This window comes from Microscilla marina ATCC 23134, assembly GCF_000169175.1.
In the GTDB taxonomy this organism is placed as follows: domain Bacteria; phylum Bacteroidota; class Bacteroidia; order Cytophagales; family Microscillaceae; genus Microscilla; species Microscilla marina.
In genome coordinates, this window is record NZ_AAWS01000003.1 from 224609 (window position 1) to 250367 (window position 25759).

The 25759-nt window shown below is 40.5% G+C and carries 21 protein-coding genes; 17 read left to right on the forward strand and 4 right to left on the reverse strand.

The window, feature by feature from the left end:
* Positions 1-52 precede the first annotated feature (52 nt).
* The 16 genes from M23134_RS37480 to M23134_RS03635 all read left to right on the forward strand — a co-directional run bounded on the left by M23134_RS37480 (position 53) and on the right by M23134_RS03635 (position 17137).
* The gene (locus M23134_RS37480) at positions 53-1942 is read left to right on the forward strand and encodes a PAS domain S-box protein (protein WP_002693982.1); all 1890 of its coding nucleotides are present in this window, start codon (positions 53-55) and stop codon (positions 1940-1942) included.
* Between the two features lie 135 nt (positions 1943-2077).
* Positions 2078-2515 (forward strand): response regulator, encoded by a 438-nt coding sequence (locus M23134_RS03560; protein WP_002693983.1) that lies wholly within the window; start codon positions 2078-2080, stop codon positions 2513-2515.
* Between the two features lie 237 nt (positions 2516-2752).
* The gene (locus M23134_RS03565; RefSeq protein ID WP_002693984.1) at positions 2753-4168 is read left to right on the forward strand and encodes a sensor histidine kinase; all 1416 of its coding nucleotides are present in this window, start codon (positions 2753-2755) and stop codon (positions 4166-4168) included.
* A gap of 207 nt (positions 4169-4375) precedes the next feature.
* A complete protein-coding gene (locus M23134_RS03570; RefSeq protein ID WP_045112927.1) occupies positions 4376-4786 on the forward strand; it encodes a hypothetical protein in 411 nt (136 codons plus the stop codon).
* A gap of 369 nt (positions 4787-5155) precedes the next feature.
* Entirely contained in the window at positions 5156-5563 is a 408-nt protein-coding gene (locus tag M23134_RS03575; protein WP_002693987.1) for a lipocalin-like domain-containing protein, read from the forward strand.
* A gap of 173 nt (positions 5564-5736) precedes the next feature.
* Entirely contained in the window at positions 5737-6141 is a 405-nt protein-coding gene (locus M23134_RS03580) for a lipocalin-like domain-containing protein (protein WP_002693988.1), read from the forward strand.
* A 92-nt stretch (positions 6142-6233) separates the two neighbouring features.
* Positions 6234-6722, forward strand: a complete 489-nt coding sequence (locus M23134_RS03585) for a hypothetical protein (RefSeq protein WP_002693989.1) — start codon at positions 6234-6236, stop codon at positions 6720-6722.
* Positions 6723-6759: 37 nt separating this feature from the next.
* Positions 6760-7203, forward strand: a complete 444-nt coding sequence (locus M23134_RS03590; protein WP_002693990.1) for a hypothetical protein — start codon at positions 6760-6762, stop codon at positions 7201-7203.
* A 23-nt stretch (positions 7204-7226) separates the two neighbouring features.
* Positions 7227-7667, forward strand: a complete 441-nt coding sequence (locus M23134_RS03595) for a lipocalin-like domain-containing protein (RefSeq protein ID WP_045112929.1) — start codon at positions 7227-7229, stop codon at positions 7665-7667.
* 384 nt (positions 7668-8051) lie between these two features.
* Positions 8052-9260 (forward strand): retropepsin-like aspartic protease, encoded by a 1209-nt coding sequence (locus M23134_RS03600; protein ID WP_002693993.1) that lies wholly within the window; start codon positions 8052-8054, stop codon positions 9258-9260.
* A 114-nt stretch (positions 9261-9374) separates the two neighbouring features.
* Positions 9375-10388 (forward strand): SDR family oxidoreductase, encoded by a 1014-nt coding sequence (locus M23134_RS03605; RefSeq protein WP_002693994.1) that lies wholly within the window; start codon positions 9375-9377, stop codon positions 10386-10388.
* A gap of 157 nt (positions 10389-10545) precedes the next feature.
* Positions 10546-11385 carry an SDR family NAD(P)-dependent oxidoreductase gene (locus tag M23134_RS03610; RefSeq protein WP_002693995.1) on the forward strand — a complete coding sequence of 280 codons (840 nt, stop codon included), beginning with the start codon at positions 10546-10548 and terminating at the stop codon, positions 11383-11385.
* Positions 11386-11960: 575 nt separating this feature from the next.
* On the forward strand, positions 11961-12599 hold the full coding sequence (locus M23134_RS03615; RefSeq protein ID WP_002693996.1) for an acetyltransferase: 639 nt from the start codon (positions 11961-11963) through the stop codon (positions 12597-12599).
* A gap of 119 nt (positions 12600-12718) precedes the next feature.
* The gene (locus M23134_RS03620) at positions 12719-13648 is read left to right on the forward strand and encodes a hypothetical protein (protein ID WP_002693997.1); all 930 of its coding nucleotides are present in this window, start codon (positions 12719-12721) and stop codon (positions 13646-13648) included.
* A 566-nt stretch (positions 13649-14214) separates the two neighbouring features.
* Positions 14215-15543: a M16 family metallopeptidase gene (locus M23134_RS03630; RefSeq protein WP_002693999.1), complete on the forward strand. Its 1329-nt coding sequence runs from the start codon at positions 14215-14217 to the stop codon at positions 15541-15543.
* Between the two features lie 202 nt (positions 15544-15745).
* Positions 15746-17137 carry a M16 family metallopeptidase gene (locus M23134_RS03635; protein WP_002694000.1) on the forward strand — a complete coding sequence of 464 codons (1392 nt, stop codon included), beginning with the start codon at positions 15746-15748 and terminating at the stop codon, positions 17135-17137.
* A gap of 347 nt (positions 17138-17484) precedes the next feature.
* Here the strand turns inward: M23134_RS03635 and M23134_RS03640 are convergent, their stop codons facing one another.
* Complete coding sequence (locus M23134_RS03640; RefSeq protein ID WP_045112931.1) at positions 17485-18798, reverse strand: OmpA family protein; 1314 nt, start codon at positions 18796-18798, stop codon at positions 17485-17487.
* 1393 nt (positions 18799-20191) lie between these two features.
* On the opposite strand from M23134_RS03640, the gene M23134_RS03645 reads away from it, so the two are divergent.
* Entirely contained in the window at positions 20192-21973 is a 1782-nt protein-coding gene (locus M23134_RS03645) for a SpoIIE family protein phosphatase (RefSeq protein WP_002694004.1), read from the forward strand.
* Between the two features lie 50 nt (positions 21974-22023).
* Here the strand turns inward: M23134_RS03645 and M23134_RS03650 are convergent, their stop codons facing one another.
* The 3 genes from M23134_RS03650 to M23134_RS03660 form a co-directional block, all read right to left on the reverse strand.
* Positions 22024-23220, reverse strand: a complete 1197-nt coding sequence (locus M23134_RS03650; RefSeq protein ID WP_045112932.1) for a serpin family protein — start codon at positions 23218-23220, stop codon at positions 22024-22026.
* Between the two features lie 631 nt (positions 23221-23851).
* The gene (locus M23134_RS03655; protein ID WP_045112933.1) at positions 23852-25087 is read right to left on the reverse strand and encodes a serpin family protein; all 1236 of its coding nucleotides are present in this window, start codon (positions 25085-25087) and stop codon (positions 23852-23854) included.
* 85 nt (positions 25088-25172) lie between these two features.
* Positions 25173-25757: a DUF4291 family protein gene (locus M23134_RS03660; protein ID WP_002694007.1), complete on the reverse strand. Its 585-nt coding sequence runs from the start codon at positions 25755-25757 to the stop codon at positions 25173-25175.
* Positions 25758-25759 lie beyond the last annotated feature (2 nt).

Below are 25759 nucleotides of genomic sequence, written 5' to 3' on the forward strand. Positions count from 1 at the left end.
ATGAGCGCTATTTATCTACAAAAATATTATTGAATAAAAGACCCCTGGCAATATGAAATCAAGCTTACAAGAAGGAGAAAATGATGGTCGTTTGATCTATCGCTTGCTTGCAGACAATTCAAACGACCTTATTTCGCGTCATACCATCACTGGAGAGTGTTCTTATGTATCTCCCCGTTGTTTTCATTTGCTGGGGTATCGCCCCGAAGAAATGGTAGGTAAAATGCCGTGCGACCTGGTTCACCCAGATGATTTACCTTCGTTGAAAACCAAATTTGATATTGCGCACCAAAACGAAGGCTATACTACTTTTGTATACCGGATACGTCGCAAAGACCATGAATTTATTTGGTTCAAAACCTTGAATAAGGTAATCAGAGACGCCAAAAACCATGAGATTAAAGAGATACTCTGTGTGTCGAAAGATATTTCGAAAAACAAGAAGTATGAGACTGATATTATAGAAAGCGAAGCCCGGTTTCGGCGAGCTTTTGAGTTTGCCCCCATTGGTATGGCCTTGGTAGATATCCACGGTAGGCTCATTAGAGTCAATCGGTCTTTGTGTAAAATGCTGAATGCCAACGAAGACGAGTTAATAGAAGAAATGTTGTATAACTTTGTGCACCCCAAAGAGGGGCACTTGAGCTTTGCCGCCATTCAGCAGCATATAGAGCAATCGGAGCAAGAGCACTACCAAACCGAGCTACGTTTGCTTACTCAAAAACAGGGCGTAGTATCAGCTATATTGAGCATGTCGTTGGTGAAAAACCGCGAAAATGCTCCTTTACACTATATATGCCATCTGCAAAATATCACCAAACGCAAACAAACCGAAGAGGCGCTACTCAACAGTGAGCGTTTATACAGGGCCATTGTGCAAACCGAAACCGAACTGGTTTGCCGATTTACCACCGATGGGCAACTCACCTTTGTAAACGATGCCTATTGCCATTATTTCAAAAAAACGTGTGACGAGTTGGTAGGCACTACTTTGCTTCCCCCCATTCCCGAAGAAGACCGCAACAAAATTGAGAAGGCGATTAAATCTATTACGCCCGAAAACGAGATAGTTAACCTTGACTTTAGAATAGTACTCAACCAGGAAATACATTGGCACAACTGGAGTTTTTGTGGTATTTTTGATCAAAACTCTGGTCAGTTGATGAGTTATCAGGCGGTGGGGCGCGACATTACCCGCAATAAACGCAATGAGCAACAGCTTATAAAGAAAACCCAAGAGCTGGAGACAGCCAACAAAGAAATGGAGTCGTTTTCTTATTCGGTGTCACACGACCTAAGGGCTCCTTTACGCTCTATTGATGGTTTTTCGAAAATACTGGCCGAAGATTACGCCGAAGTGCTTGATGAAGAGGGCAAACGTTTGCTGGGCATTATCTCTGACAATAGTAAACAAATGGCAGAGCTGATTGATGATTTGCTGGCTTTTTCGCGGGTAAGCCGGAAAGAAGTGAAAAAAAATACTTTTGATATGAGCGAACTGGTCAAAGAGATTATACATGATTTTACGCGCCTGGGTGAACATACTGAGAGTCAAATTACTGTTTATCCGCTCAACCACATCAAAAGCGATATGGCTATGCTAAAGCAGCTATGGATAAACCTTATATCAAATGCCTTGAAGTTTAGCAAAAACAGTTGTCCACCAATGATTGAAATAGGGCAAAAGTACATCAATGGTACTTGTGCTTATTATATCAAAGACAATGGGGTAGGCTTCGACATGCGCTATGCCCATAAAGTGTTTGGGGTGTTTCAGCGTTTGCACCGTAAAGAGGAGTTTGCCGGTACTGGGGTAGGTTTGGCAATTGTACATAGGATTGTGACCAAAAACAAGGGTAAAATATGGGTAGAAAGTGTGCCAAATAAGGGTACACAGTTTTATTTTACCCTGCCCCCCGAAAGCATAGTAAAGCAGGTGTAGTGTTGTTTGCTTTTTCAAGAATTTCACCCTGTAAGAGAAGATAATATTTGACCTTGATGCATCCTAGCGATTTTTAAATAACGTTGATTATCAGATGGTTATGCAAGTTTACTTATTTATTATTTGAACGAACCAATGAACACAGGAACAGATATACTGTTGGTAGAGGACAGTATAAACGATGCAGAGCTCACCATAAGAGCGCTCAAACGCAAAAATGTTTGCAACAAAATTCATCATGTGCTGGATGGCGAAGAAGCGCTTGACTTTATTTTTTCGCGGGGTACATACATTGATCAGCCTTTTCCGGCAAGCCTTAAGTTGATTTTGTTAGACATAAAGCTACCTAAAATAGATGGGTTGGAGGTATTAAAGGTGCTCAAGGCACATGAAAAAACCAAGTTAATTCCTGTGGTAATGCTTACTTCCTCAAACCAGGAACCTGACATTGCCGAAAGCTATAAATCAGGGGCAAATAGCTATATTGTAAAACCCGTAGCTTTCGACAAATTTGTAGAAGCAGTGGTAGACGTAGGCATGTATTGGGTGATTCGCAATCAGCCCACCCAGTAAAACCGATGTCGCATTGCTGAGTGATCTGGAAAAAATAAGATGTGCCAATTTAAGAAAATATATTGTTCTCAGACGATTCAAAAAAAACGGTGCATAGCCAAAGCTATGGGGCTTTTTTTTGAGAAGAATGAGGGCAATAGATACACTTTAATGGCTCAAATTATTTATGAAAGATCACTGAAAATACAGCCGTAAACTCATGTTTAAACATATTATCCTCACTGAACTTAACCCGACATGGATCAAGCCCTTCATATTCTATTACTGGAAGACAATGTATACGATGCTGAACTCATAGAGCGAGAGTTACACAAGGCAAAGCTACACTTTGTGGCAAAACGGGCAGATACTCGGACAGAGTTGATTACCCATATTTCGGAGTTTGCACCCGACATTATTATTTCAGATTTTAGTATGCCTCAGCTCAATGCTATAGAAGCCCTGGAGCTATTGGCAGAACAAGAGCATAAAATTCCTTTTATATTGGTGACAGGGTCGCAAACCGAAGAGGTAGCCGTAGACTGCATAAGAAAAGGTGCCAATGATTATATCCTAAAGCATAGCTTGACCCGTTTGCCTTCGGCAATAAAAAATGCCTTGAAAAACCAAGAGGTAGAGCGTGAAAAGCAACTGGCCGAAGAGCAACTCAAGCACAGCGAAGAGCGTTACAGGTTTGTGGTAGAAAATATCGGAGAAGTCATTTTTCAGACCAATGAAGATGGGGAATTTACTTTTTTAAACTCTGCCTGGGAAACTATCACCGGATATACCAACCTTGAAAGTCTGCAGAAGCCTTTTACTCATTTTTTACATCCCGACGACCGCGCAGTGGTATTTACTCTTTATCAGAAAATATGGCACAACGAAAACATTGGTAAAACCTATGAGGTACGCTTTAAGGCAAAAGACGACCGCGAGCTATGGTTTGAGATCAATCCCCAGATTTTGTACGACGAGCGCAACAACATTATAGGCACCTTTGGTTCTTTACGCGACATCACCAACCAAAAACTGTCAGAGCAGCAGTTGAAGGCCTCTTTGGAGGAGAAAGATATTTTGCTGAAAGAAGTGTATCACCGGGTAAAAAATAACTTGCAGGTAATAGCCAGCATGTTGAGCATTCAGGCGATGTATCTGGACGATGACCAGATGAAAAAAATATTGGAAGATAGCCAAAACCGAATCTTCTCTATAGCTTTGGTACACCAAAAACTGTATGCCTCTAACGACTTAAGCAGTATCGCAGTAGACGATTATTTCAAAGACCTGGTAGGACAAATTTCGGGCTTGTATGGAGGATACGAGGTAATGATAGACCTGGACATAGAAAACATCAAACTTGACATTGATACGATTATGCCTATGGGCTTGATCACCAATGAGGTAATGACCAACTCGTTTAAATATGCTTTTGCCGGGGTAGAAGGTGGTCGCATTAATGTAAACATTAATAAAAACTCCCGCAATCAGGTGGTGTTCAAAATCAGTGACAACGGCAAGGGTTTTCAGGAAATCCCAGACCTCAAACGCCCAAAATCTTTGGGAATGCAACTTATTAATTTACTGGCAAGTCAGTTAAATGCCGAACTTACACTAGAGAACAAAAATGGGGTGACTTATACTTTAGTTTTTACTGCAAAATCTTTAAATTAATTTGTAGTTTCGCTTTCGTTTTGGACAAGGTATTTAATAAATTTCTAATTTAGGAGTGGTTTAAAAATAAGTGATTTATTCGCAATAGAGGCTTCTTTCTGAGATGAGCCGCTTAAAGGCAATACTCAGCAAAGCTCATTAGGATTGAAAAGTTGCCTTTAAAACGAAAAGTTATTTTTTGTCCGTTCCTTATAACAATCAAAAATAATGAAAAACGTATTAAAAGGTCTTTTAATGTTTACTTTGGTCGTTTTGATGGCTTCATGTGCAGACAAAAACAAGCTCATTGCCAAAGCCTGGGTAATTGACCTGAACGCAGGTAAAGCTGAGGCCGAAAATAAAGAGAAGTCGGTATTAGACAAGATAGGTGATATAGGCAAAGGCCTAGCTGAGAACCTGGTACTTTTTGAGTTTAAACCCGACGGCACCTTTAGAGCAGGTGGAAAAATGATTGGAGCAGATGCCGGAAAGTGGAAAATTGAAGGCAACCAAGTGAAAATACTAGATGGAGAAGGCAAAGAAGTAAGCGCAATGAACATTGTAAAGCTCACCGAAGAACAACTGGTATTGTCAAAAGAAGGGGAAGAAAAAAAAATATACCTGAAGCCCAAAAAGTAAACTCAAGGGCAGTATTTGTATCAAAACTTATGTACCCTTTAGTACCCAAACCATCTGACAACACTGTTGGGTGGTTTTTGCGTTTTAAGCCAAATTTAAGCATTATTGTTAAACACAATGCTCCGCAGTGATTTTAGTCAAAGTTGTTTGCTGTTTATCAGTTATTTATGAATTTAAAAACTATTTAATTGGGTGTTTAGGCATACAACCGAAACACTTTTAAAGATAAAGTGAGTACACAATCTTAATGTTAAATACTGGTTTACAGCATTTAACAAGGTGAACATTTACTTGAATCAGCTATGGACTATCGACTAAATACTATGGACTATTGTAAACAATGTTACACCATAAAAAACAATAAACCTTATGAAATATATCTATAAAGGTGCCTGCGTGCTTACCTTGCTGCTACTGGTAGTGGCTTGCGCCGATAAAAGTGAACTGATTGCCCGAAGCTGGACAATAGACCTGGACGCTATACAAGCCAATGCCAAGCTAAAAAACGAAGCTGATCGTGCCAAGCTTGCCGAATCGACCAAAGCCATGAAAAACCTGATAGGCGAGCAGGTTACCTACAAGTTTGAAGCCGACGGTACTATGACTGCAGCCTCTAGTCCTGATTTGGTAAGGTGGAAAGTAGCAGATGGCAAACTGTTGCTCATGACTAAAGATGGAGGTTTTGTAAAAAGGGTCACCATTAAAAAACTGACAAAAAACCAATTGGTACTTGACTTTAAAGACGGTAAACCCATGTACCTGAAAGCAAAAAAATAAAAGGGGGATATGCCCTTTAAATACTGTTTGCAAAAACCATTGAGCGATTGTTTCAAATGGTTTTTGTATTTTTGTACACGCACCTGTTTAAATTTTCGTTGTTGTGATTTTTTACCCAGTGTGAAAAACCCAAGTAAACTATGCCGTATTTTTACAAAATTAAGATGATATGTATGATTGCACTTGTGGGATGGCTACAAAGCTGTGCAGGAGGAAACGAGCAAGAGAGAACTACTGTAGTGGGGGAATGGAAAATTTCGCACCAGGCACAGGTAGAGGCAATGTCTGCCGAAGAGCGACAGTTTTACGATAATTTATCCGACGACAAAAAAGAAGAGATTCGCGAAGCTACCCAAATAGAGTATTATTTTCATACAGACGGACGGTTTGAGAAAATACACAAAAACAGGACAGATACGGGCAAGTGGCAGCTAAGTGCCGATAGAAAGCTACTGACGATTACTTATGACGACGGCAAAGAACTCAAGTTGGTGGTGAAAAAGCTCACCAATGAGCAATTAAGGGTAGGAACCGACTATGGGATGCGCAGAACTGACATTGTGCTTGAGCCTTATTAAATTTAAGTTCAAGAGATAAACCTGTCAGGGGTTGTTTTTTTGCACGACTTCTGTCAACTTTGGGATGAAACGAAAACCTCAATAATACACCAATGAAAATTACTTCAATTATTGTATTTACTATCAACATGTGTTTGCTACTGGGTTGTGGCAATGCAGGTAAGCCTGCCAATGATGCCACCCAGACTGACAACGACCGCAAGACTGAGACGAAAAAAACGCCTAAAGACAACCAAAAGGCAACTCCTGAGCAAGTGATTGCTAAAAAATGGAAAGAGTCGTTTGACGAAATGTATACCCCAGCGCAGCAAAAAAAACTGGATGAATTTGAGCTTAAAGAAATGAAAAACGCGGCTAACAACTCGTTTTATGAGTTCAATGCAGATAAGACTTACACCATTACCAAACCCGATGAAGTGCCCGGTAAAGGAAAGTGGGAAATGAGCAGCGATGCTAAGAAACTGATCCTACACTCGGCACAAGGGCAAAAAGACGAGTTGAGCATAGAAATACTTACTCCTGGCAAAGTAAAGTTAAAGATAAAAGACGCAGAGGATGTACTGGTACTGATACCTGCCTGATTTACTATTGTTTGTTCATTCCCTAAATCATTAAATTATGTCTCTAAGCATCAAAAGTATTTTGGGTATCCTACTGGTATCCTGGTTGCCTTTTTGCGAACGCAACAACACTAAAAAATTGTTGGTCAATAAATGGCAGTTTGCCTCCATCAACGAAATAAAAAAAGCGTCGCAGCTAGACCCCAAAGACCTCGAAAAAAATACAAAAGAAGAGCAAGAAGAACTTGATAAAATGTTGCAAGACATTTACAGCAAGTCATATTATGAGTTTACCAAAGATAAAAAATACATTATCAACAAAACACAATCGCGCGAAAAAGGCTCTTGGGAGTTTGCCGAAGATGGTAAAAGGTTGTTGCTGACCGATAGCAAAGGAGGGAGCACTATTTTGTACATCAAGGAGCTCACCAATGCCAAGCTTACACTGGCCATAGGCAGTGACTCGCTGGGCAAAGCTATGACGCTCATCCCTTTTAAATAAAACCTGAATTATTAGACAACGAGATGAAAAGAAAGAATGTGTGGAAGGCATGCCTGATGGTATGCTTCAATTTGTTATTGTTAAGCTGTGGTCCCAGTCAATACGAAAATACCCTTGCCAAAAAGTGGAAACCCTCGTTTGACCCTGAAACCGAAATAAAAAAACGGGCAAAACAGCATTACGCCAAAATGGGCAAAAAACATATAGATAAACTTAAGCAAGGCATTGTCCAAAAAGCAGCCCAAATGGTGTATGAGTTTAAGCCAGATGGCAAATACCGTATAGTGTTTGAAAAAGACGGCGAGCCCGAAGTAGGTACCTGGAAAGTGATAGAAGACGGTAAAGTTCTTTTTATCAAATCTGACCGAGGCAAACAGCAAAAAATTGCCATCAAAAGCCTTACCGCAAAAAAAGTGGTACTAAGCATTGACGAAAACACCGAATTGGTGCTATTACCAGCTTAGGAACGTGATCGCCCCGTAAACGGGATTTCGGGCATAGCCCTCAACAATAACCCCGATAAGAAATCGGGACTTTGAAGCTGTCCGGTTTAGAACATATTAGCTTCGCAGAGCTTGAACTTCGTTCTGCGGTTCTCTTTACTGACTTTCGTTACTTTTAGCCTTTGGCAGAGCTCGGCGCAGCAGGGCTGCAGCCATCGGTTTTCGCCGTAGCTATGGCTACGACTGCAAAAAGTGCCTCAGTCGAGTATACGCCCTCAATCTCGACACTTATTTTGAACATGTTCCTTAAAAACAGTAGACACAAAAATCCTCAAGCCTTGGCATCCCGTCAGGGCTTTTGTATGTTTCGCCAGTGCTACAACAAACTCAAAAAAACATTGAACTATGCGCTACTTTATTTTTGTATGGATCATGGGCTGCTGTGGAGCAAGCTGTACACCCAAAGCGTTTCGTATGATTCGCAAAGCCAAAGTACAAACAAGTGATTTTACCCAGCAACTGCCCTATGTAAACACCAAACGCATGATAGTGGTAAAAGCCACCCTCAACAATCAACGTACTTACCGGTTTATTTGGGACACAGGGGCAGGCGTAACCGTGTTGTCGCGTAAGGTGGTACAAGAGCTTGGGCTAAAACCGCGTGCTAAAATGAAAGTTGGCGATTCGCGCAAGCGGCGAAAAACCCTTGAACTGGTGAACATTCAAAACTTTACCTTGGGAGGGGTAAAGTTTAAAAACATAGCGGGGCTGGTAGTAGACTATGACAGTACCTCTGTTTTGCCCTGTATTGCCGAAGGAGGCATTATAGGCACCAATATCATAGCCCGTTGCAACTGGACCATTGACTATGCCCAGCAAACATTAATTTTTACCAATCAGCCCTATTACCTGCAAAACAACCCTAAATCTTTTGCTTTTAAAACCGGAAGTACTGGAAGAATCTATTTTGATATGCAAATCAAGGGCAAAACCATTCGAAATGTATTGTTTGACTCCGGCTCATCAGGAGGGCTAGACTTAAGGGTAAGCGATGGGCTCAAAGCCGGGTGGCTCAAGCGTATGCCTTCTACCAAATTGCTTGACGGCACCACACAAGGTTTGTATGGTACCCGGCTCGACACTACCTATGTGCTTACGCTTGACTCGGTAAAGGTGGGTAGTTTACCTCCATTGAAGGTTCCGGTGGAGCTTGGACGCTATGTAAACAAAAAAATAGGCAACCGTATTATGCAAAGCTTTCAAGTAAAAATAGATTACCCTCATAAGCGCCTGCTTTGGATTCCTACGGCTCCTATAGCACTTTGGCCATCAGTTGTGGGAGCCCTGTTTAAGCGTTCTAAAGGTAAACTTACTGTAGGATCGTTGTACTTGCCCTCCGATGCCTCAGCAAAGGGAGTAAAACTCAACGATGAAGTAGTACAAATCAATGACCAACCTCTGACTAATTTCTTTACTGACAACTGTAGTTTTTATCAATGGTTTTTTGACGTTTACAACATCAAGGTATTAAAAATTACATTGAAAAATGGCAAAAAAATAAGCTTACACAAAAAGCCGCTTGGCGCAAAGCTTTGGTGGCAAAAACAAAAGTAAGCCTTGTCTAAGGTCAGATTATACAGCCTTTGTTCACTATTGATAATTCTTTTTCCTACTTTTGCCCCCTGAAAATTTCTGAGAAAATTCAGCAGAGGTATTTTATTTAGAAATATGAATATATTTATGACAGGGGCTACTGGCTACATAGGCAGGTTGTTGGCCCAAAAACTCGCCGAACAAGGACACACCATCCATGCGCTTTGTCGCTCTTCTTCTCAAACCGGGGATTTGCAACACCCCAACATTAAATTTTTTGAGGGTGATTTGCTGGACAGCAATAGTATAGATCGCGCTATGGCGTCTTGCCAACAAGCCTATCACCTGGCGGCTTTCGCCAAAGTGTTTACCAAACAGCCAGAGCTACACGACCATATCAATGTAGACGGGACGATGAATGTATTGGCCGCCGCCCAAAAAGCGGGCGTACAACGTACCGTATTTACCTCTACCGGAGGCGTGTTTGGTTTTTCTACCCCTGACCAACCTGTAGATGAAGCTACCCCCCGTAACATTGAGTTTTTTAACCATTATGAGCGTACCAAAACCGAAGCTGAAGAAAAAATCAGAGAATTGGCTGCCCAGGGACAAGACATTGTCATTGTAAACCCCACCCGTGTATATGGTCCGGGTTTATTGAGCGAAAGCAACGCGGCTACTCGCCTGATGCAATTGTATTACCAGGGTAAATGGAAAATGAGCCCTGGCGATGGCACCAAATTAGGCAACTATGTGTATGTAAATGACGTAGTAAACGGGCATATACTGGCGATGGAAAAAGGAAGGGCAGGTGAGCGTTACATCATAGGTGGTATCAATGCCTCTTACAAGCAGTTGTTTGACACATTGGGCAAGCATGCCCCAAAAAAGCTCAAATTGATGAATGCCCCGGTATGGTTGATGATGATTGTGTCAAATTTTGAATTGGCAAAAGCCAAGCTTTTTAACATGAAGCCGCTTATTACACCAAAATATGCTAAAAAATACACCTATCACTGGGGGCTGAGTAGTGCCAAAGCCGAAAAAGAACTGGGGTATGAAATTACCTCATTGGACGAAGGCATCCGGCAAACAATGGAATGGTTGGCCGCCCTGGAAAACAACAATGCTCAAGCACAAAATGCTTAAGTGGTAGACATCCAACAATCATGTGCTGTATTTTAAGTGCTTAGTCATACTTAAAACACCACTAATAAACACTTGTAATTGCGCGCTAACAAGTAACTTACGTCATACTTGTAGCTGATAGCTAATTACTTGCTACTATTTACAGTCTTGAATAAACATGCAAAACGAAACTTATACCCTCATTACCGGAGGCAGCGAAGGCATAGGGCGAGCCCTTGCCGAAGATTGTGCCAAACGAGGGATGAATATACTATTGGTGGCATTGCCCGCCCCACAACTTGAAAAAACCGCCCAACACATTCGTGATACCTATCATGTAAAAACCGAATATCTGGGGATAGATCTTACTCAAGAAAATGCCCCTTATGAGGTGCACGAGTGGACACAGCAAAAAGGATACGCAGTAGACATACTCATCAATAATGCCGGGTTTGGTTATGCAGGCGCTTTTGCCGACTATGCCAGCCCCGAGTTTTTTGACAAACTTATGCAGCTCAATATGCGGGCGTTGGTGTTGCTCAACCGTTTGTTTATTCCTGAGCTACAAAAACACCCCAAAGCCTATTTGATGAACCTGGGCAGTATGTCTTCGTTTCAGCCAGTACCTTATCAGGCGGTATATGGGGCTTCAAAGGCGTTTATTTATAACTTTACCCGTGCCCTCAGAACCGAGCTTGCCGATTCCAACATTTCGGTAACAGTGATGTGTCCTGGTGGCACCAATACCAACTCTATTAACAAAGCCCGTAATGGGGACTTGAAAGGGTTGGCAAAAAAATCTATCCTCAATCCCGAAGACATAGCCCCCAAAGCTATAGAGGCAATGCTAAAAGGCAAAGCGCAAGTAGTAACTGGACGAATAAACCGACTCATATTGGCAATCAGTAAACTGATTCCTTTGGGTACTCGTCTAAAAATTGCGGCTAAAAATCTTAAGCCCAAGCAAGAGTTTAACAAAACTCAAGACGCTTCGCACAAGGCCGACGTAACGGTGTAGTTTTAACTAAGTAATGGACAAAAAATAATCCCCGATTCATCGGGACTGTAAGCTTTCGATTTAGGAAATGACCTTTACTACTGACACTTCGTTATTTTTATTGCTCGTAGCGCTGCTACGAACGCAACCGTCGCGCAAGCTGGCTCAACATCCACAGGATGTTGCCATCTTGCCTCAGTGGTAAATCTCTATCTCCAAATGGATACCTTATTTTTCAACCATTACTAAAATATAAATCTAAGTTGCAATTGATAACCTTCAGGTGTTTGTTGATAAGACGCTTAAGGTTGGTGATAGTAACTAGTGCATCAGGCACTAAGTTACTCACATATTGTTTGGCGACTTTTGCCCCCTGACTTCCTCGTAAAAAAGTTAGATAGCTAAGGTTCCGATATGCATCGGAATTCAAAAAGCGAACTATCCGCCATTTTCACGACTCGTCAGAAAACAAAATTCATCCAAATTAATAAGCAACTTATTTAATCCCTAATGCACTAGTGGGGTATGTTGTTCAATGAGCAAATACATGCTCACACAAGCGCAATATTGTAACTTATTAACTTGATAGATATACAATGGATAAACTCCCTGTAATTATTTTTGGCGCAGGTGGATTGGGTGCCGCTGCCTTAGATGCTTTTCAAAGCAATGGCGTAGTAGTGTATGGTTTTCTGGATGAAGAAGAAGAATTACACGGTACCGAAATAAATTATGTGAGTGTGTTGGGTAACCCCGACGATGATGGCTTTTTAAAACTAATTGGTAAAAAATGCGCAGCTTTTGTGGCGTCTGACGACAACGACTACCGCGAGTCGATCGTTGAAATGCTCAACGACCGTCGCAAGGTCATGCCCTCCAATGCAGTACACGCACAGTCAATGATTGCAGCTACAGCTGAGATCGGTCATGGCAATTTTGTACACATGGGAGCCGTAGTCAATAGTCAAGCGGTATTGGGCAATCACTGTTTGATACAACCCAATGCTGTGGTAAACTATAAGGCACAGTTGGGTGACTTTGTACAAGTAGGTGCAGGTAGCAATATAGGCGCAAGTGTGCAAATAGGTGAGCGTGCCTTTATTGGCTCAGGCGTGACTGTAGTAAGTGGTGTAAAAATAGGCAAAAATGCCCGTATAGGTGCTGGCTCGGTAGTTATAAAAGATGTAGCCGAAGGCGAAACCGTATTTGGTAACCCTGCACAGGTTGTGAAGTAATGAATGGCCTTTTTGATTGATTTTAGAATAAAAATTGTAGATTTGTGCACTTATTTTTACAGGCACATTTATTTGGACATAAACCTAACCTGAGTTAGTAGAAAAAACTTTTAAGCTTTATGACTACTGAACAAAAACAAGATAAAAGACGCGTAATTGTAATAGGTTTTATTTTGGTATTGGTACTGTTAAATGTGGTTCTCATTTATATGATTATCCAGAATAAAAACTCTGAAATAGATAAGCAAAAAACGCTGAGAGCTCAACAAAAAGAAAGCTACGAAACCAACCTGAATAATCTTTCCCGTCGTTTGAAGCAGGAAATTGCCCGCTCTAAACAAGATGGTGAAGAAAATCAAAAATACCAGGATTCATTGCTCAAAGTGTTGAAAGAGGTAGAAGGAGAAAGAGACAATCTGAAGGCTTCTAAAACCTTTACCCAAAAGCAAATGCAATATTATAAACTCAAAATTGCCGCTTACGAAGAGTTATTGATCCGAAAAGATTCGTTGATGCGCAAATTTAAGGCTACTATTGCCCGGCAAAGTGAACAGATGACCGATTTGCGCAAGAAAAACAATGAAGTATTAGAACAGGTAGGCAAAACCAAAGAGGAGATTAGCCAATATAAAAAACGCTTTGCTAAAGCGGGCGTGCTCAAAGCCGAAAACATTACGATTAACCGGGTAAACCGGAGAGGCAAAGAAAAAGGAGGAGGAAGCTACAGAGAGCGTAACATTGATAAGTTGAAAATATATTTTACCCTTGCCGACAACAAGGCAGCCAAGATAGGGCAAAAGTCTATTATGATGCTGTTAAAAGACGATACCGGGCAAACATTGGTACCCTCGGTAGGTGGTGGGCGTTTCAAACTGAATGGAACCGCCACTTCTTACACAGCTGCTCAAAGCTTTTTGTTTGATAACTCACAACAAACCCTGGTGTTTAATTATATAAATACCAACAAAGACTTAGGCAAAGGTAAATTTACTATAGAATTATACTCAGAAGGAGAAAGAATAGGTACTGGTTCGTTTACTATACGATAACTCTTACTTATATACTTTGCTTCTATTAAAAAGGCAGGTTTTGCATAAGGCAAAATCTGCCTTTTGTATTTTTAAGTGATTTTTTACAGAGTAAAAAAATATTAGCTCGATGGCTATGGTGTTTTCACCAATTGATAAATCCCACCATTCGGGGGCGATCGAAACCCTAAAATAAGTCATTTTTTGGGTTTCGATATACATCGATATCTAAGGACTCGTAAGTTCGGTTGTGAGGACACAAATCAGGGCGAAAAATAGCAGGGTAGAGTACCCACACCCCACAAGTTAATATTTCTGGAATCTTATTATCTTTGTAGATTATATTTTTTTAACATAACACTCGTCTCTGTTTTTTGAATGTTTGCGAAAATGATTGCTTTTGTTGCGCGACAACAAGAAACATAGCAACACTATGGTGATAACCGAATCTATTTATAAATCCGATTCATCGGGTCAGTTTTGTTGTGAATAGTTCTGTTTTAGCTAAAAAACCTTGAAGTTAATGGGCAAAACGAATGATTTTCCGCTCATTATTAAAAACCGAGATGAGTTCATAATTTATAATCATGAAAAAAATCTTATGGCTTAGTTGTTTGCTCTTGTTGGCTCCCCTGGCACAGGCACAAACCAAAGTAGAAGATGTAAAAACATTGACGCTTAACAATGGGATGAAGGTCATTGTGTTAGAAGACCATTCTATACCCAACGCCAACATGTATCTGTTTTGGAAGGTAGGCTCACGCAATGAGCGCCCTGGCATTACCGGTTTGTCCCATTTTTTTGAACACATGATGTTCAATGGCGCCAAAAAATATGGGCCTAAAATGTTTGATCGGGTAATGGAAGCCAACGGTGGTTCTAACAATGCCTATACTACCGAAGATGTAACCGTATATACCGACTGGTTTCCGAGCAGCTCGATAGAGGTCATGTTTGACCTGGAAGCAGACCGTATTGGTGCTTTAAACATTTCGTCAAAAATGCTGGAAAGCGAGCGAGGGGTAGTATTGTCGGAGCGCAGTACTGGGCTGGAAAACAGCAACTTTCAGTCTTTGCAGGCACAGTTAAAGTCTACCGCTTTCTTTGCACACGCTTATCGTTGGCCTGTCATAGGGTATGAGTCTGACATTAAGCAGTGGGCCAAAAAAGATTTAGAGGACTATTTTAAAACCTATTATGCACCCAACAATTGTGTGGTAGTAATAGTGGGTGATGTAACCTTGGCTCAAGTTAAAAAACTGTCTGCCAAATATTTTGAGCCTATTCCTGGCAATACCCCTCCGGCAAAAGTGAGAACGGTAGAACCTCCGCAAAATGGTGAAAAAAGAGTAGTAGTACACAAAAAAATCTCGTCACCCAATGTTGCGTTGGCGTACCATGTACCCTCTACCAGTAGCCAAGACTATTATGCGCTCGATATGCTCAGCAGTATCTTGTCATCAGGTAACTCTTCGCGTTTGCGTAAATCTCTGATTTTTGACCAACAAGTAGCTTCCGCAATATTTACTTACATGCCACAAAGCTTTGATCCTAACTTGTTTTATCTATATGGAGTAGCGGCACGCAACATTACCCCAGAAAAATTGGAAGCAGCGATGCTTGCCGAAATTGAGAAAATTAAGGAAAAAGGAGTAACCGATTTTGAGTTGCAGAAAACCAAAAACCAAAAGTTAATGAGGTTTTACCAGCAAATGGAAACCATTAATGGCAAAGCAAACTCAATAGGAACCTATGAATTGTTTTTTGGCAGTTATACAAAACTGTTCAATGCCCCAAAACTTTATGAAAATGTAACCAAGGAAGATATTCAGCGAGTGGCAAAAAAGTATTTTATCAAAACTAACCGCACGGTGGGTTATTTACTATCGCCAGAAAAGAAGGGAAAGAGTAAATAGTTTGTTTGGTGAAAATATAAGAGCTTGTTTAAAGCGGTCGTTTTTGGAGTGTTTTCCGATGAGTTTTCGGTTCAGATGCGTTAAACTTTGAGTGAATAGCAGTGCTATTGACGATAAGTTTAACAATATATGAGTAGAAAAATCGCGTAAAACGCCTAATTAATGAACTTTATACACGCTCTAACTTTAAAAGATTTTAAAAATGAAATTTAACTATAAAATATGGATGCTTGCGTTGCTGCTATTGGCAGGTACCCAGGCAAGCAAGGGCCAAGGCGTGTTTAAATTGCCCAAATACGATAAGTTTAAGCTAAGCAATGGGCTTACCGTGTACCTGATGGAGCAAAAAGAGGTGCCATTGATTCAAGCTTCAATAGTATTTAATGCGGGAGCCGTTCATGATGGTAATAAACCAGGCTTGGCCAACTTTACTGCACAGGCTTTATTGTTTGGTACCAAAACAATGACCAAAACACAAATAGAACAGCAAACCGATTTTGTGGGTGCTAGTCTTAGTTCGGCTGCTGCATTAGAGTATGCCAGGGTTGGGTTGTCTTTTGCCAAAAAAGACCAAGATAAAATGTTGGCTATTTTAAAGGAAGTGTTGACTCATCCTGTATTTGACGCCAAAGAGTTTGAGAAAAGCAAAAAACGCAAGTTACTTCGGCTTGATCAGGTCAAAGAAAGCCCTCGCAATGTAATTGGCAGCTACTACAATAAGTTGTTGTATGGCAACCACCCTTATGGCAACCCGGTGGCAGGAACTAAAGAGGGGATAAATGCCATTACCCTGGATGATATCAAGGCGTTTTACAAAAAACAATATACCTGTGATAAAGCCGCCATTGCCATTGTAGGTGATTTTGACAAGCGCAAAATGAAAGCCAATATCAAGAAGTTGTTGAAGGGTTGGAAAACCAAAAAGTCGACCAGTAAAGCGCTGGTAAAGCCTGATATGAACTACTCAAAAAGCCAAGTGCTACTGGTAGATAAAGATGATGCCAATGAAACTACTTTTTATATAGGAGGTCAAGGGGTAGCACGCAGCAACCCAGACTTGATTGCTGTTCAGGTGGTCAATACTATTTTAGGGGGGAGGTTTACTTCCTGGCTCAACGATGCCTTGCGTGTAAACTCTGGGCTTACCTATGGGGCTCGCAGTAATTTTGTGACTGGCAAGCTTTCCGGGTCTTTTTATATCTATAGTTTTACCAAAACTGCAACTGCTATACAGGCAATAGATATGGCTATAGGTGTGTTAGATAGTTTGCACACTACCGGGGTGAACAAAGAAATACTGGAATCGGCAAAAAACTATGTGAAAGGAAGTTTTCCTACCCGGTATGAGCGCAATAGTAGCTTAGCCCAACTACTCACCTCTATGTTTGTGTATGGCTACAATGAGTCGTTTATCAACAATTTTACAAAAAATGTAGATAACCTGACAGTAGCAAAAGTAAAGCAAGTGATTGCAAAGTATTTTCCGAAAAAGAACCTACAGTTTGTATTGGTGGGCAAGGCGTCTGCCATTCGCGACAAGGTGAAAAAATACGGCAAAGTCACCGAAAAGAAAATTACAAGCCAGGGATTTTAGAGGTTGCTGTGAACGAGTAACTAATGACTATCAATGGTAGGCGATTAGCCGCAAACCAATGGATGTTTATAAGTCAAGCGTTATTGTTTTACTGCACATGGATTCTTGAGATAAGCTAAAATAAACCCCGCTGCCAACAACAGTGGGGTTTATGTTTTTTAACTTAATATTTTTGAGGGTAGTATCATAACTCAAGTTACGCAGATTTACTTTGTTGTTTTAATTTCTATTGTGAAACGGTTGTATTGCTACATTAGTTATGCAAGGCATCGCGCAACCATAAAACAATAAAGCCATAGAACAATATAAATAAGCAGACTTGGAATTTACTGCGTAACATCACCTTGTCAGCGAGTATTGACTGCTTGCCCCTCTACTACTTGTATGCTTGCCCTACATGTTCGCCGCAAGGGATCATTGACTGCCCCATCGGTTACCCCAGGTGGCAGTGTTTCGCCCAGCCCCTGGGTGCTCAGCGCTACCTTAATAGATTGTGATTTGAGGTATTTTTGTAAAAACTGACCAATGGTGCGAGCTCTCCACTCCGACAAACGCTTGTTTTGTGCTTGCCTTTGGGCTATAGGTTGGTTATAGTAAAATCCTTGTTTATCGGCGTAGCCGCGCACATCCAGCTGTATTACCATAGGTTTGTTGTCATTGTTGCGTCGATAAATAGCCACTTTTTCTTTAATTTCCTTAATCAATTGTTGCAGGTATTGGTAATCTTGTGGTTTGGGTGTGTGCCAGCCCGTATGAAATTGTACCGATGCGTTGGTGTTGGCGTATACCACGTTACCTCCTTTGACCACGGCAATTGCGCCAGCAGAGGTTTTTGGGGTAGGTTTAGTAGCTTTTGGAGTAACCACCTTGTTTTTGTTGTTACTATTATTAGGCAGTACCGGATTAGTAATGGTAGGGTTGCTCGCGGTTAATTTACCTCCAGCATGGTATTTAGTAGTGGTTTTTTGGGGTAGGTGCAATGCAAGGTATTGGTGTTTGGGTTCTACCAAAGTGGGCACAAATTTTTTGTGGTGATCTATGGCAATAATAGCAGGTTTACGAGACGCAAAAGAGTCTACAGGTACACTATAGGCCAGTACGGTTACTATACACATGCGGCGTTGAGGATCTTCGGGCTCGTCAGATGTATAATAAGGAGGTAATTCTTCCCCTTTTATCACCAAGGCTTGCTCTATACCGTGTACCAACGGATACAATCCTTTTTTGACAGAATTGCTTATATAGTAAGTACGTTTTTTGGCGAGGTAATCATTCAGGGTTTGACGCTCCTCAGGCGATTGGTTGGGGTAAAACGGTTTGGCGTCAGAGTAACCCTTTATTTTCAGGCTAAGCACAATCTTGTCTTGAGGATACAAGTGTTTGTACTTGGCAATGTCTTTTTTTAGCCCTGAAATAATAAAGTCTAAGTGTTCTTTACCTATTTTGTTGGGGGTATTTTGTCCTCCGTTAAATAGCACCCTGGTTTCTATTTGTTCATGAAACTCGTGTTTCTCTACTTCTATGTGCTCTTTATTTTTACCACTCAAAGGTTTATGGGGCGCACGGGTAGTGTCGTTGGTTTGTGCGTTTGAAATTTGGCAAAATAATACCATTACATACCCTACGAGTATGCATACCGAAGTTTTTAGTTTTGATGTCATGATACTTTTGTTTAAAAATTGCCCGCTTCATTGCAAGCAGGTATTGCTACTAATAATTAAGTTAAAATGATTGATTATTCTGCGCATGCAGTGCATGCCAAACAATCGTGCGATTTAAATACACTGCTATTGACTAGTGGATGTTGCTATTAATTTTTTATGTGATAAAATCAAAGAAAAAAATAGGTACGAATAGTCCTGCAGGCACTTATATAAATAAGTAGTGGTTTGTTTGCAGGGTTAGAACCTAACGCTCGATTGATAAAACACCCATGAGGGCTTGAAAGCGCGCAATGAGAAGTAGTTTGCCGGAATTATATGGTTATTTTTATGCAAATAATTACCCAAGCAAAAATAAAGGTAGTGGGTTGAAAATCAGGAGAATGTAGAATTATGCTTGTGGTGATGCGTAATAATAACTATTAGGTAAACTCTACAACTTCATGGCCGTTATTGAGTCAGCGCAAAGCTACTTGTGCTGTGTTGCCTTCAACAAAGTAATACCAATGAAATGTGTATGGTAATTGGTATCTTATCAAGTCATTTTTCCTTTTTTTATCCTTTTACAAATAAGGTTTTTTGTATTTGCTAATACAACGATGATTTTGCTAATTAGTGCTATGCTCAGACGAAATTTTAGTCTATAACAAGTAAAAAATATGCTCTTCCTTTATTATAAAAAACCACTGTTTTTTGGTGGAAACTCAGGTTGAGTTTTAGGCTTTTGTATAGCATTGGTGCTGTGGGCACCACATTCCTATTGCTTTACTTGAGGCTTTTATCTCCTGACTTACGCTTCAAAAATAGCCACAATTTAAGCTGAATAAGTTTTGAGAATGTAGCACAAGTAACGAAAGCTGTTGAAAGTGTATGAAAGAATAGTGTTTTTAACGCTCTATAGCGTAAATATGTATTATAATTTGGGTTATTCAAAGCAAAGGCGTTCCCAATACTTATAAAAGTGGCGGGTGAAATAAGGTATAAACACACATTTTTTTTGAAAAGACCTGTATATAATCTTTTGAAGAAAACATTGTATGTATTATTTTATATAATATTTTTGAATGACTGGTTTTTACTATTACCTTGTTAATTATTGCCAAAAAATGATTTGATTCGTATAAAACTATTTGGCATCTAAGAGCTTGTTTAAATTTTCGTGTTTAGAGTGATTTTCGATGAATTTTAAACAAGCTGAAAACTAGTCAAAAGCATAGGAAAGGTTTAAAGATAAATGGTTTTGTAGGGGCAAGGTGATGAGGCAAAACAAAGCACTTTTTTTATTTAAAAGCTTTGGCTATGAGTAAAAAAGCCCACCACTGAACTTAAAAATTGTTTTTACCATTCTTAAAGCATAAAAATTTATGGTATTCAAGCCAAGAGCAAAGGCATTATGAGTAAAGTAAATCGTTTTTTTGGTTTTTTTTGGGTGTTCGCTTTGTGGTGTACCCATACTGCTATAGCTCAAGACAACCTTGTGATTGTTGGAACTTATGAAGATGCCCCTTTAATTTTTAAGGATACTGATAACGAGCTAAAAGGGGTGTATAAGGACGTACTGGAGCATATAGCGCTCAAGTATAAGTGGAAGCCCGAATACGTACACGGTTCTTTTTCTGAAAACCAGAAAAAACTCGAAAAAGGCGATATAGATATACTGTGTGCTATTGGGCACTCTGAAAAGCGAGAAAAAAGATTCGATTTTTCCGAAACCACTGTAGTATCCAATTGGGGTGAAATTTATATCCCTATGGACTCAAAAATACGCTCCATACTCGATCTCAAAAACAAAAAAGTAGCAGTACTTGCCGGAGACATTTACTACGAAGGCAGCCACGGGCTCAAACATACCTCCTCTCAGTTTAAACTACCCATAGAATTTATCGAGTGTGGATCGTATGACGATGTACTGGAAAAAATAAGCAAGGGAGAAGCTGACGCTGGGCTGGTAGCGGTATTGCACGGAGCCACTAACGGAAAAAAATACAACGTGCACGGCAGCCCTATTGTGTTTCACCCGATAGAACTAAGGTTTGCTTTTACTAAAAATACCGAAAAGACTAAAAAACTAAAGAAGATCATAGACAAGGAAATGCGGAGTATGATTGATGACCGCAGCTCTGTTTATTATCAGTCTTTGTCGCGTTGGTTGGGCAAAGAGGCAGGAGGTGAATACCTTAAGTATTTTAAGTGGGGCTTAATTATTGCCGCCGGAGTCGCGCTTTTATTTGTTACTATCAGTTTGTTTTTGCGACGTCAGGTAAACAAACGTACCGCACAATTATACAAGAAAACACAAGAGGTACAAGAGCTCAATGAGCACCTCGAAGACAAAGTAAAAGCAAGAACCGCAGAGGTGAGCCGCCAACGCGATGAATTGGAACAGCAAAAAGGTAAACTAGAGCGCGTGAACAAAGAAATGCGCGATAGTATCAACTATGCCCGTAATATTCAGGAGGCAATGCTGCCAGGTGAAGACAATATGTCGTTATTTTTACGCAATAATTATTTCAAGGTGTTTATGCCTCGCGACGTGGTAAGTGGTGACTTTCACTGGCTTGCTTACAAAGACGAGAAGGTATTGTTGGCGGTGGCCGATTGTACCGGGCACGGAGTTCCTGGTGCTTTTATGTCTATGTTGGGCAAGTCTTCGTTAGACGCGATTGTTAACGAGAAAAATATTTACGAGCCTGGCAATATCTTAACCGAACTTCAAAATTCTATTTACTTATCTTTGGGTACCAACGCCGCTGACGGCATGGATGTGGCTTTGTGTAGTTTTGACTTCAAAAATCGCAAGGTTGTATTTGCCGGAGCCCAACGCCCATTTTATTTTGTGCGTGATGGCGAAGTGAATGTAATCAAAGGAGACAAAAAACCCATTGGTGGAAGTGTAAGACATTACAAAGAAAAACGCGAATACCGTGACCATGAGGTAGACATGTTGCCTGGCGATATGTTCTATATGACGTCTGATGGCTATCCCGATCAGTTTGGTGGTCCCGAAGGACGCAAGTTTACCACGCGTCGTTTCAAATCTATGATCTCTGAAATATACACCTTACCCATCAAAGAGCAAGGCGAAAAAGTGAAGTCATCTTTTTTAGATTGGAAAGGAGACGAACGTCAAATTGACGATATACTTGTGATAGGAGTAAAAATGGAAGCAGATTAATGCTGCAACCTAACTAAAAAGCGATGGGTTGCAGCAATGCCCTGTTTTGGTTACTTTGGGTTGGCGAGTTTACCCATAAACAAGATACTACCTGTAGTATTGTCCTTAATCATAAATATAAAAGGATGATCTGCCCTAAAAACCTTAGGTTTTACCGGGCGGTGGGCGCTGGCTGATTTTGTTCTCACAACAACCGCCGTAGCCGCCGCAGCTTCGGTTCCTTTTTCGCTTACCTCTACAAACGCCTTATGTACTACCTCTGAAATTTTCAGCGATTTGTTGCCTGTCATTCCACTAAAATCTGCGGTGTTACCAAAGGCCTGTTGCATCCCCATTGTTTTCAAAACATTCTTGAGTTTTACGTTTAAGGTCATCTTAAACTTAGGTAAACTTAGCTTTACCTGGGTATAAAATAGCCTATCCATCAGTTTTTGATAACTTTCTGCCGTAAGCGAAGCCTCCAATTTGGCTATACCATTTATATCTTTAGGCAACAAAACCACCATACTCACCTTTTGGGAAGCATAAGGCAGCTCAATCACCTGTAAGCTTTCAGTTTCAGCGTATTTAAACTTGCGTTGCATTTGCATAAACTTAACATCACTTATTTTTTGCTTGCCAGCGATAAAATCCATTTTGCGGGTTTGGCTTTTTTTGAATTTGTATTTCCACTGGCCTTTAAAGTAAATAGCATTGGTGAGCACTAAACGAGTGGTTTGATTGATGATCCCTTTAGGAATCAAGTTTTTGATCTTACGCTGGGTTTTGTCCTCTACCCATTTGTTAATGATCAACCTCGATTTTTCAGGTTGTTGTTTAAAGTCAAGGCGTTTAACCTTTGCTCGATAACAGCTTTGGGTAAGCCCCAAATATGCTTTTAAAAATTTCTGACTTTTTTCGCTCCAAAGTGCATTGGCTACTGATAGCTGTAAGCCTTTGGTGTTGAGTTGGTTAAGGTGAGTGTTGAGGTTTTTAAAGTCTTGGTGTACCGAGTTTTTGGGAAGGTGCAGCGCATTGGCTATTTCTTGGGCTGTACTACCTTTTGCCCCTGCATAGGTCATAGCCAGTGCCGACGAAATGCTATAAGGCGATACAAACACGTTTTTTTGAGGATTGCTACTCAGTTTTTTATAAAGCTCCAGGGCAAACTGGTTGCTGCCCTTGACTGTGGGGCTATTTTGTGAGTTTTGGGCTTGGGTATTAAACGCCAAGAGCCCTAGTAGCATTATTAATATTCGGGAATTCATTGATTTTTAAGTTAAGTTGAAAAAATAGAAATGATATTACAATAGTCCATAGCACCGACAGGAGCAAGCTTTAAGCAACAAGTCCTTAGATACCGATGTATATCGGTGCTTCAAGTTGCCTCCTGTTCCAGAGACAACTAACAAAATCATAGTATACTTATTTTCAGTGGTTTATGAATTTGTTAGTTAAAAGTATTTAGTCGATAGTCCATAGCTGATTCGAGTAAATGTTCACCTTGTTAAATGCTGTAAACCAGTATCTTATATTAAGGTTGTGTACTCGCTTTATTTTTAAAAGAGTTTCGGTTTTACGCCTAAATACCCAATTAAATAGTTTTTAAATTCATCAATAACTGATAACCAGCAAACAACTTTGACTAAAATCACTGCGGAGTATTGTATTAAGGAACAGAAAAAAAATAACCCCCGAATCAAGTTCGGGGCTGTAAGTTTTCAGTTTGGAGGTGCTCTTTCACCCTGATACTTCGTTACTTTTAGCCTTTGGCAGAGCTCGGCGCAGCAGGGCTGCAGCCATCGGTTTTAGCCGTAGCTATGGCTACGCCTGCAAAAAGTGCCTCGTCTCAGAATAAAATCCCTACCTCAAAATCGGTAATTTATTTTTTCACCATTCCTAAATGGCTTGTTTGGGGGTAATAAGTCTGCCAATAAATAAAATACTACCCGTGGTGTTGTCTTTAATGATAAACATAAATGGATGATCTGCCTTAAATATTTTAGGAGGAATAGGTTGTTCAGGATTGTAGGAGGTAGACCTGGGTCTTGACATAATAACGGCAGTAGCCGCCGCAGCTTCGGTTCCTTTTTCGCTCACCTCTATAAACGCCTTATGTACCACCTCTGATATTACCAAAGATTCACTCTGCATGATTTTGCTAAAATCGGCCTGTTTGGTGAAAGGTATTCTCATTCCCAAGGCTTTTAAAGCATTTTTGAGTGGAACATTTTTGGTCATTTTAAACTTGGGTAAGTGTAAGATAACTTTTGTGTGAAACAAGCTTGTTGTAAGCGCTTGATAGGTCTTTGACGTAAGCCATTGTTCCACCTGATAGAGCCCGTTTTTATGTTTGGGCAACAATACCACCGTACTCACTTTGTCTCCTGCATAAGGTAACTCTATTGCCTGTAAAATCGCATTTTCAGTATATTTAATTGAGTTAGTAATGTGCATAAACTTTATATCAGGGTAAGTGATCTTATGGGCGATAAAGTTCATCTTACGGGTATTGCTTTTATCAAATCTGAGTTTCCATTTCCCTTGAAAGTAAATGGCATTGGTAAGCACCATACGAGTGTTGCCACTGATCATACCAGAGGGAATAAGGTTTTTGATTTTATCCTGAGTTTTTTTGGCTACCCATTGATTGATCACTATTCTTGATTTTTTTGGCTGATTTTTAAAATCCAATTTGCCCAGTTTAGCCTGATAATAGGTGTGATTTAATTTGAGAAATGAAGGTTGAAACTTTTTACTTTTTTCGCCCCAGATCGCATTGACTATCGAGAGCTGTAAACCTTTGCTGTTGAGGTGGTTGAAATGATGATTCAAAAATTGATAATCTTTATCTAACGATTTGGGGCTAAAATGAAGTGTATGCGCCATTTGCTGCGCGGTACTGCCTTTTGCCCCAGCGTAAGTCATGGCCAATGCCGATGAAATGCTGTAGGGAGATACAAATACATTATTATCTTGGGTCTGGTGAGAGGCTTTTGATAATTGCTTGTAAAGTTGCAAAGCAAAGCGAGTGTTGCCTTGTACAGTAGGGTTATTGGGCAAAAGTTGGGCTTGTAAACTAACACACAGCAGGCATAGCAGTAGGGTCATAAGAAAAGAGGTACGGTGTATCATAGTTATGGTAAATAATAAAAGAAGTAAACATTTATTACCAAGACATCTCTATGAACAAAAAGAAGTAGAAAAGGGGTGTTTTTAGTTAAAAACACCCCAGGGCAAGCGCCATTTCTTCTGATACAGGATAAAGCCGTTCTTCGGGGGTTTCAGGCAATGGAGGGTTACGTCGCTTTTGCAAACTCCCGATGGCATGCGCCAGCTCTGTGACATCTTCTATACCCAAAATCCATTCGTTCACGTAACGCAACGATAACTCTTCGCTCCGAACGCCCACTTGAATAGCCGCTCTGTCCAGTTTTTTGCCCAGCAAATCACGCTCTGGGTCCCATTGGTGAATGACCACTGCCTTGTCTAATGCCTGTTGCCAGTCTTCTTCATTGGTGTAGCGTTGGGCATCGTATTGAGTAGGCACAGCTTGCCGTAATAGGTGCAACCAACCCTCGTGCGATAACTTGATACGAGCTATCGCGTTCATCCGGTGTTTGGTAGCATACTTGGTGCGCTGCAATACCCACGCAAACGAAGGCTTGATCCAGGTAAGGCGATTGGTATTAAAACCAGTCCCAAAAGTACCTTTAGCCGCAGCAGTGGCCACTACTTTAGGTTTAAATGCCTGATACACAAACAAACCTTCGTCGTCGTAAGCAGCATAAATTTGTTTTTGCATAT

Excerpts from the sequence above, each read along its gene's own strand:
- M23134_RS03645 (WP_002694004.1), top strand. The coding sequence starts at position 20,192 with ATGAGTAAAGTAAATCGTTTTTTTGGTTTTTTTTGGGTGTTCGCTTTG.
- M23134_RS03655 (WP_045112933.1), bottom strand. The coding sequence starts at position 25,087 with ATGATACACCGTACCTCTTTTCTTATGACCCTACTGCTATGCCTGCTG.
- M23134_RS03600 (WP_002693993.1), top strand. The coding sequence starts at position 8,052 with ATGCGCTACTTTATTTTTGTATGGATCATGGGCTGCTGTGGAGCAAGC.
- M23134_RS03595 (WP_045112929.1), top strand. The coding sequence starts at position 7,227 with ATGAAAAGAAAGAATGTGTGGAAGGCATGCCTGATGGTATGCTTCAAT.
- M23134_RS03575 (WP_002693987.1), top strand. The coding sequence starts at position 5,156 with ATGAAATATATCTATAAAGGTGCCTGCGTGCTTACCTTGCTGCTACTG.
- M23134_RS03580 (WP_002693988.1), top strand. The coding sequence starts at position 5,737 with ATGATTGCACTTGTGGGATGGCTACAAAGCTGTGCAGGAGGAAACGAG.
- M23134_RS03620 (WP_002693997.1), top strand. The coding sequence starts at position 12,719 with ATGACTACTGAACAAAAACAAGATAAAAGACGCGTAATTGTAATAGGT.
- M23134_RS03650 (WP_045112932.1), bottom strand. The coding sequence starts at position 23,220 with ATGAATTCCCGAATATTAATAATGCTACTAGGGCTCTTGGCGTTTAAT.
- M23134_RS03610 (WP_002693995.1), top strand. The coding sequence starts at position 10,546 with ATGCAAAACGAAACTTATACCCTCATTACCGGAGGCAGCGAAGGCATA.
- M23134_RS03585 (WP_002693989.1), top strand. The coding sequence starts at position 6,234 with ATGAAAATTACTTCAATTATTGTATTTACTATCAACATGTGTTTGCTA.
- M23134_RS37480 (WP_002693982.1), top strand. The coding sequence starts at position 53 with ATGAAATCAAGCTTACAAGAAGGAGAAAATGATGGTCGTTTGATCTAT.
- M23134_RS03605 (WP_002693994.1), top strand. The coding sequence starts at position 9,375 with ATGAATATATTTATGACAGGGGCTACTGGCTACATAGGCAGGTTGTTG.
- M23134_RS03635 (WP_002694000.1), top strand. The coding sequence starts at position 15,746 with ATGAAATTTAACTATAAAATATGGATGCTTGCGTTGCTGCTATTGGCA.
- M23134_RS03560 (WP_002693983.1), top strand. The coding sequence starts at position 2,078 with ATGAACACAGGAACAGATATACTGTTGGTAGAGGACAGTATAAACGAT.
- M23134_RS03660 (WP_002694007.1), bottom strand. The coding sequence starts at position 25,757 with ATGCAAAAACAAATTTATGCTGCTTACGACGACGAAGGTTTGTTTGTG.
- M23134_RS03565 (WP_002693984.1), top strand. The coding sequence starts at position 2,753 with ATGGATCAAGCCCTTCATATTCTATTACTGGAAGACAATGTATACGAT.
- M23134_RS03615 (WP_002693996.1), top strand. The coding sequence starts at position 11,961 with ATGGATAAACTCCCTGTAATTATTTTTGGCGCAGGTGGATTGGGTGCC.
- M23134_RS03590 (WP_002693990.1), top strand. The coding sequence starts at position 6,760 with ATGTCTCTAAGCATCAAAAGTATTTTGGGTATCCTACTGGTATCCTGG.
- M23134_RS03630 (WP_002693999.1), top strand. The coding sequence starts at position 14,215 with ATGAAAAAAATCTTATGGCTTAGTTGTTTGCTCTTGTTGGCTCCCCTG.
- M23134_RS03640 (WP_045112931.1), bottom strand. The coding sequence starts at position 18,798 with ATGACATCAAAACTAAAAACTTCGGTATGCATACTCGTAGGGTATGTA.
- M23134_RS03570 (WP_045112927.1), top strand. The coding sequence starts at position 4,376 with ATGAAAAACGTATTAAAAGGTCTTTTAATGTTTACTTTGGTCGTTTTG.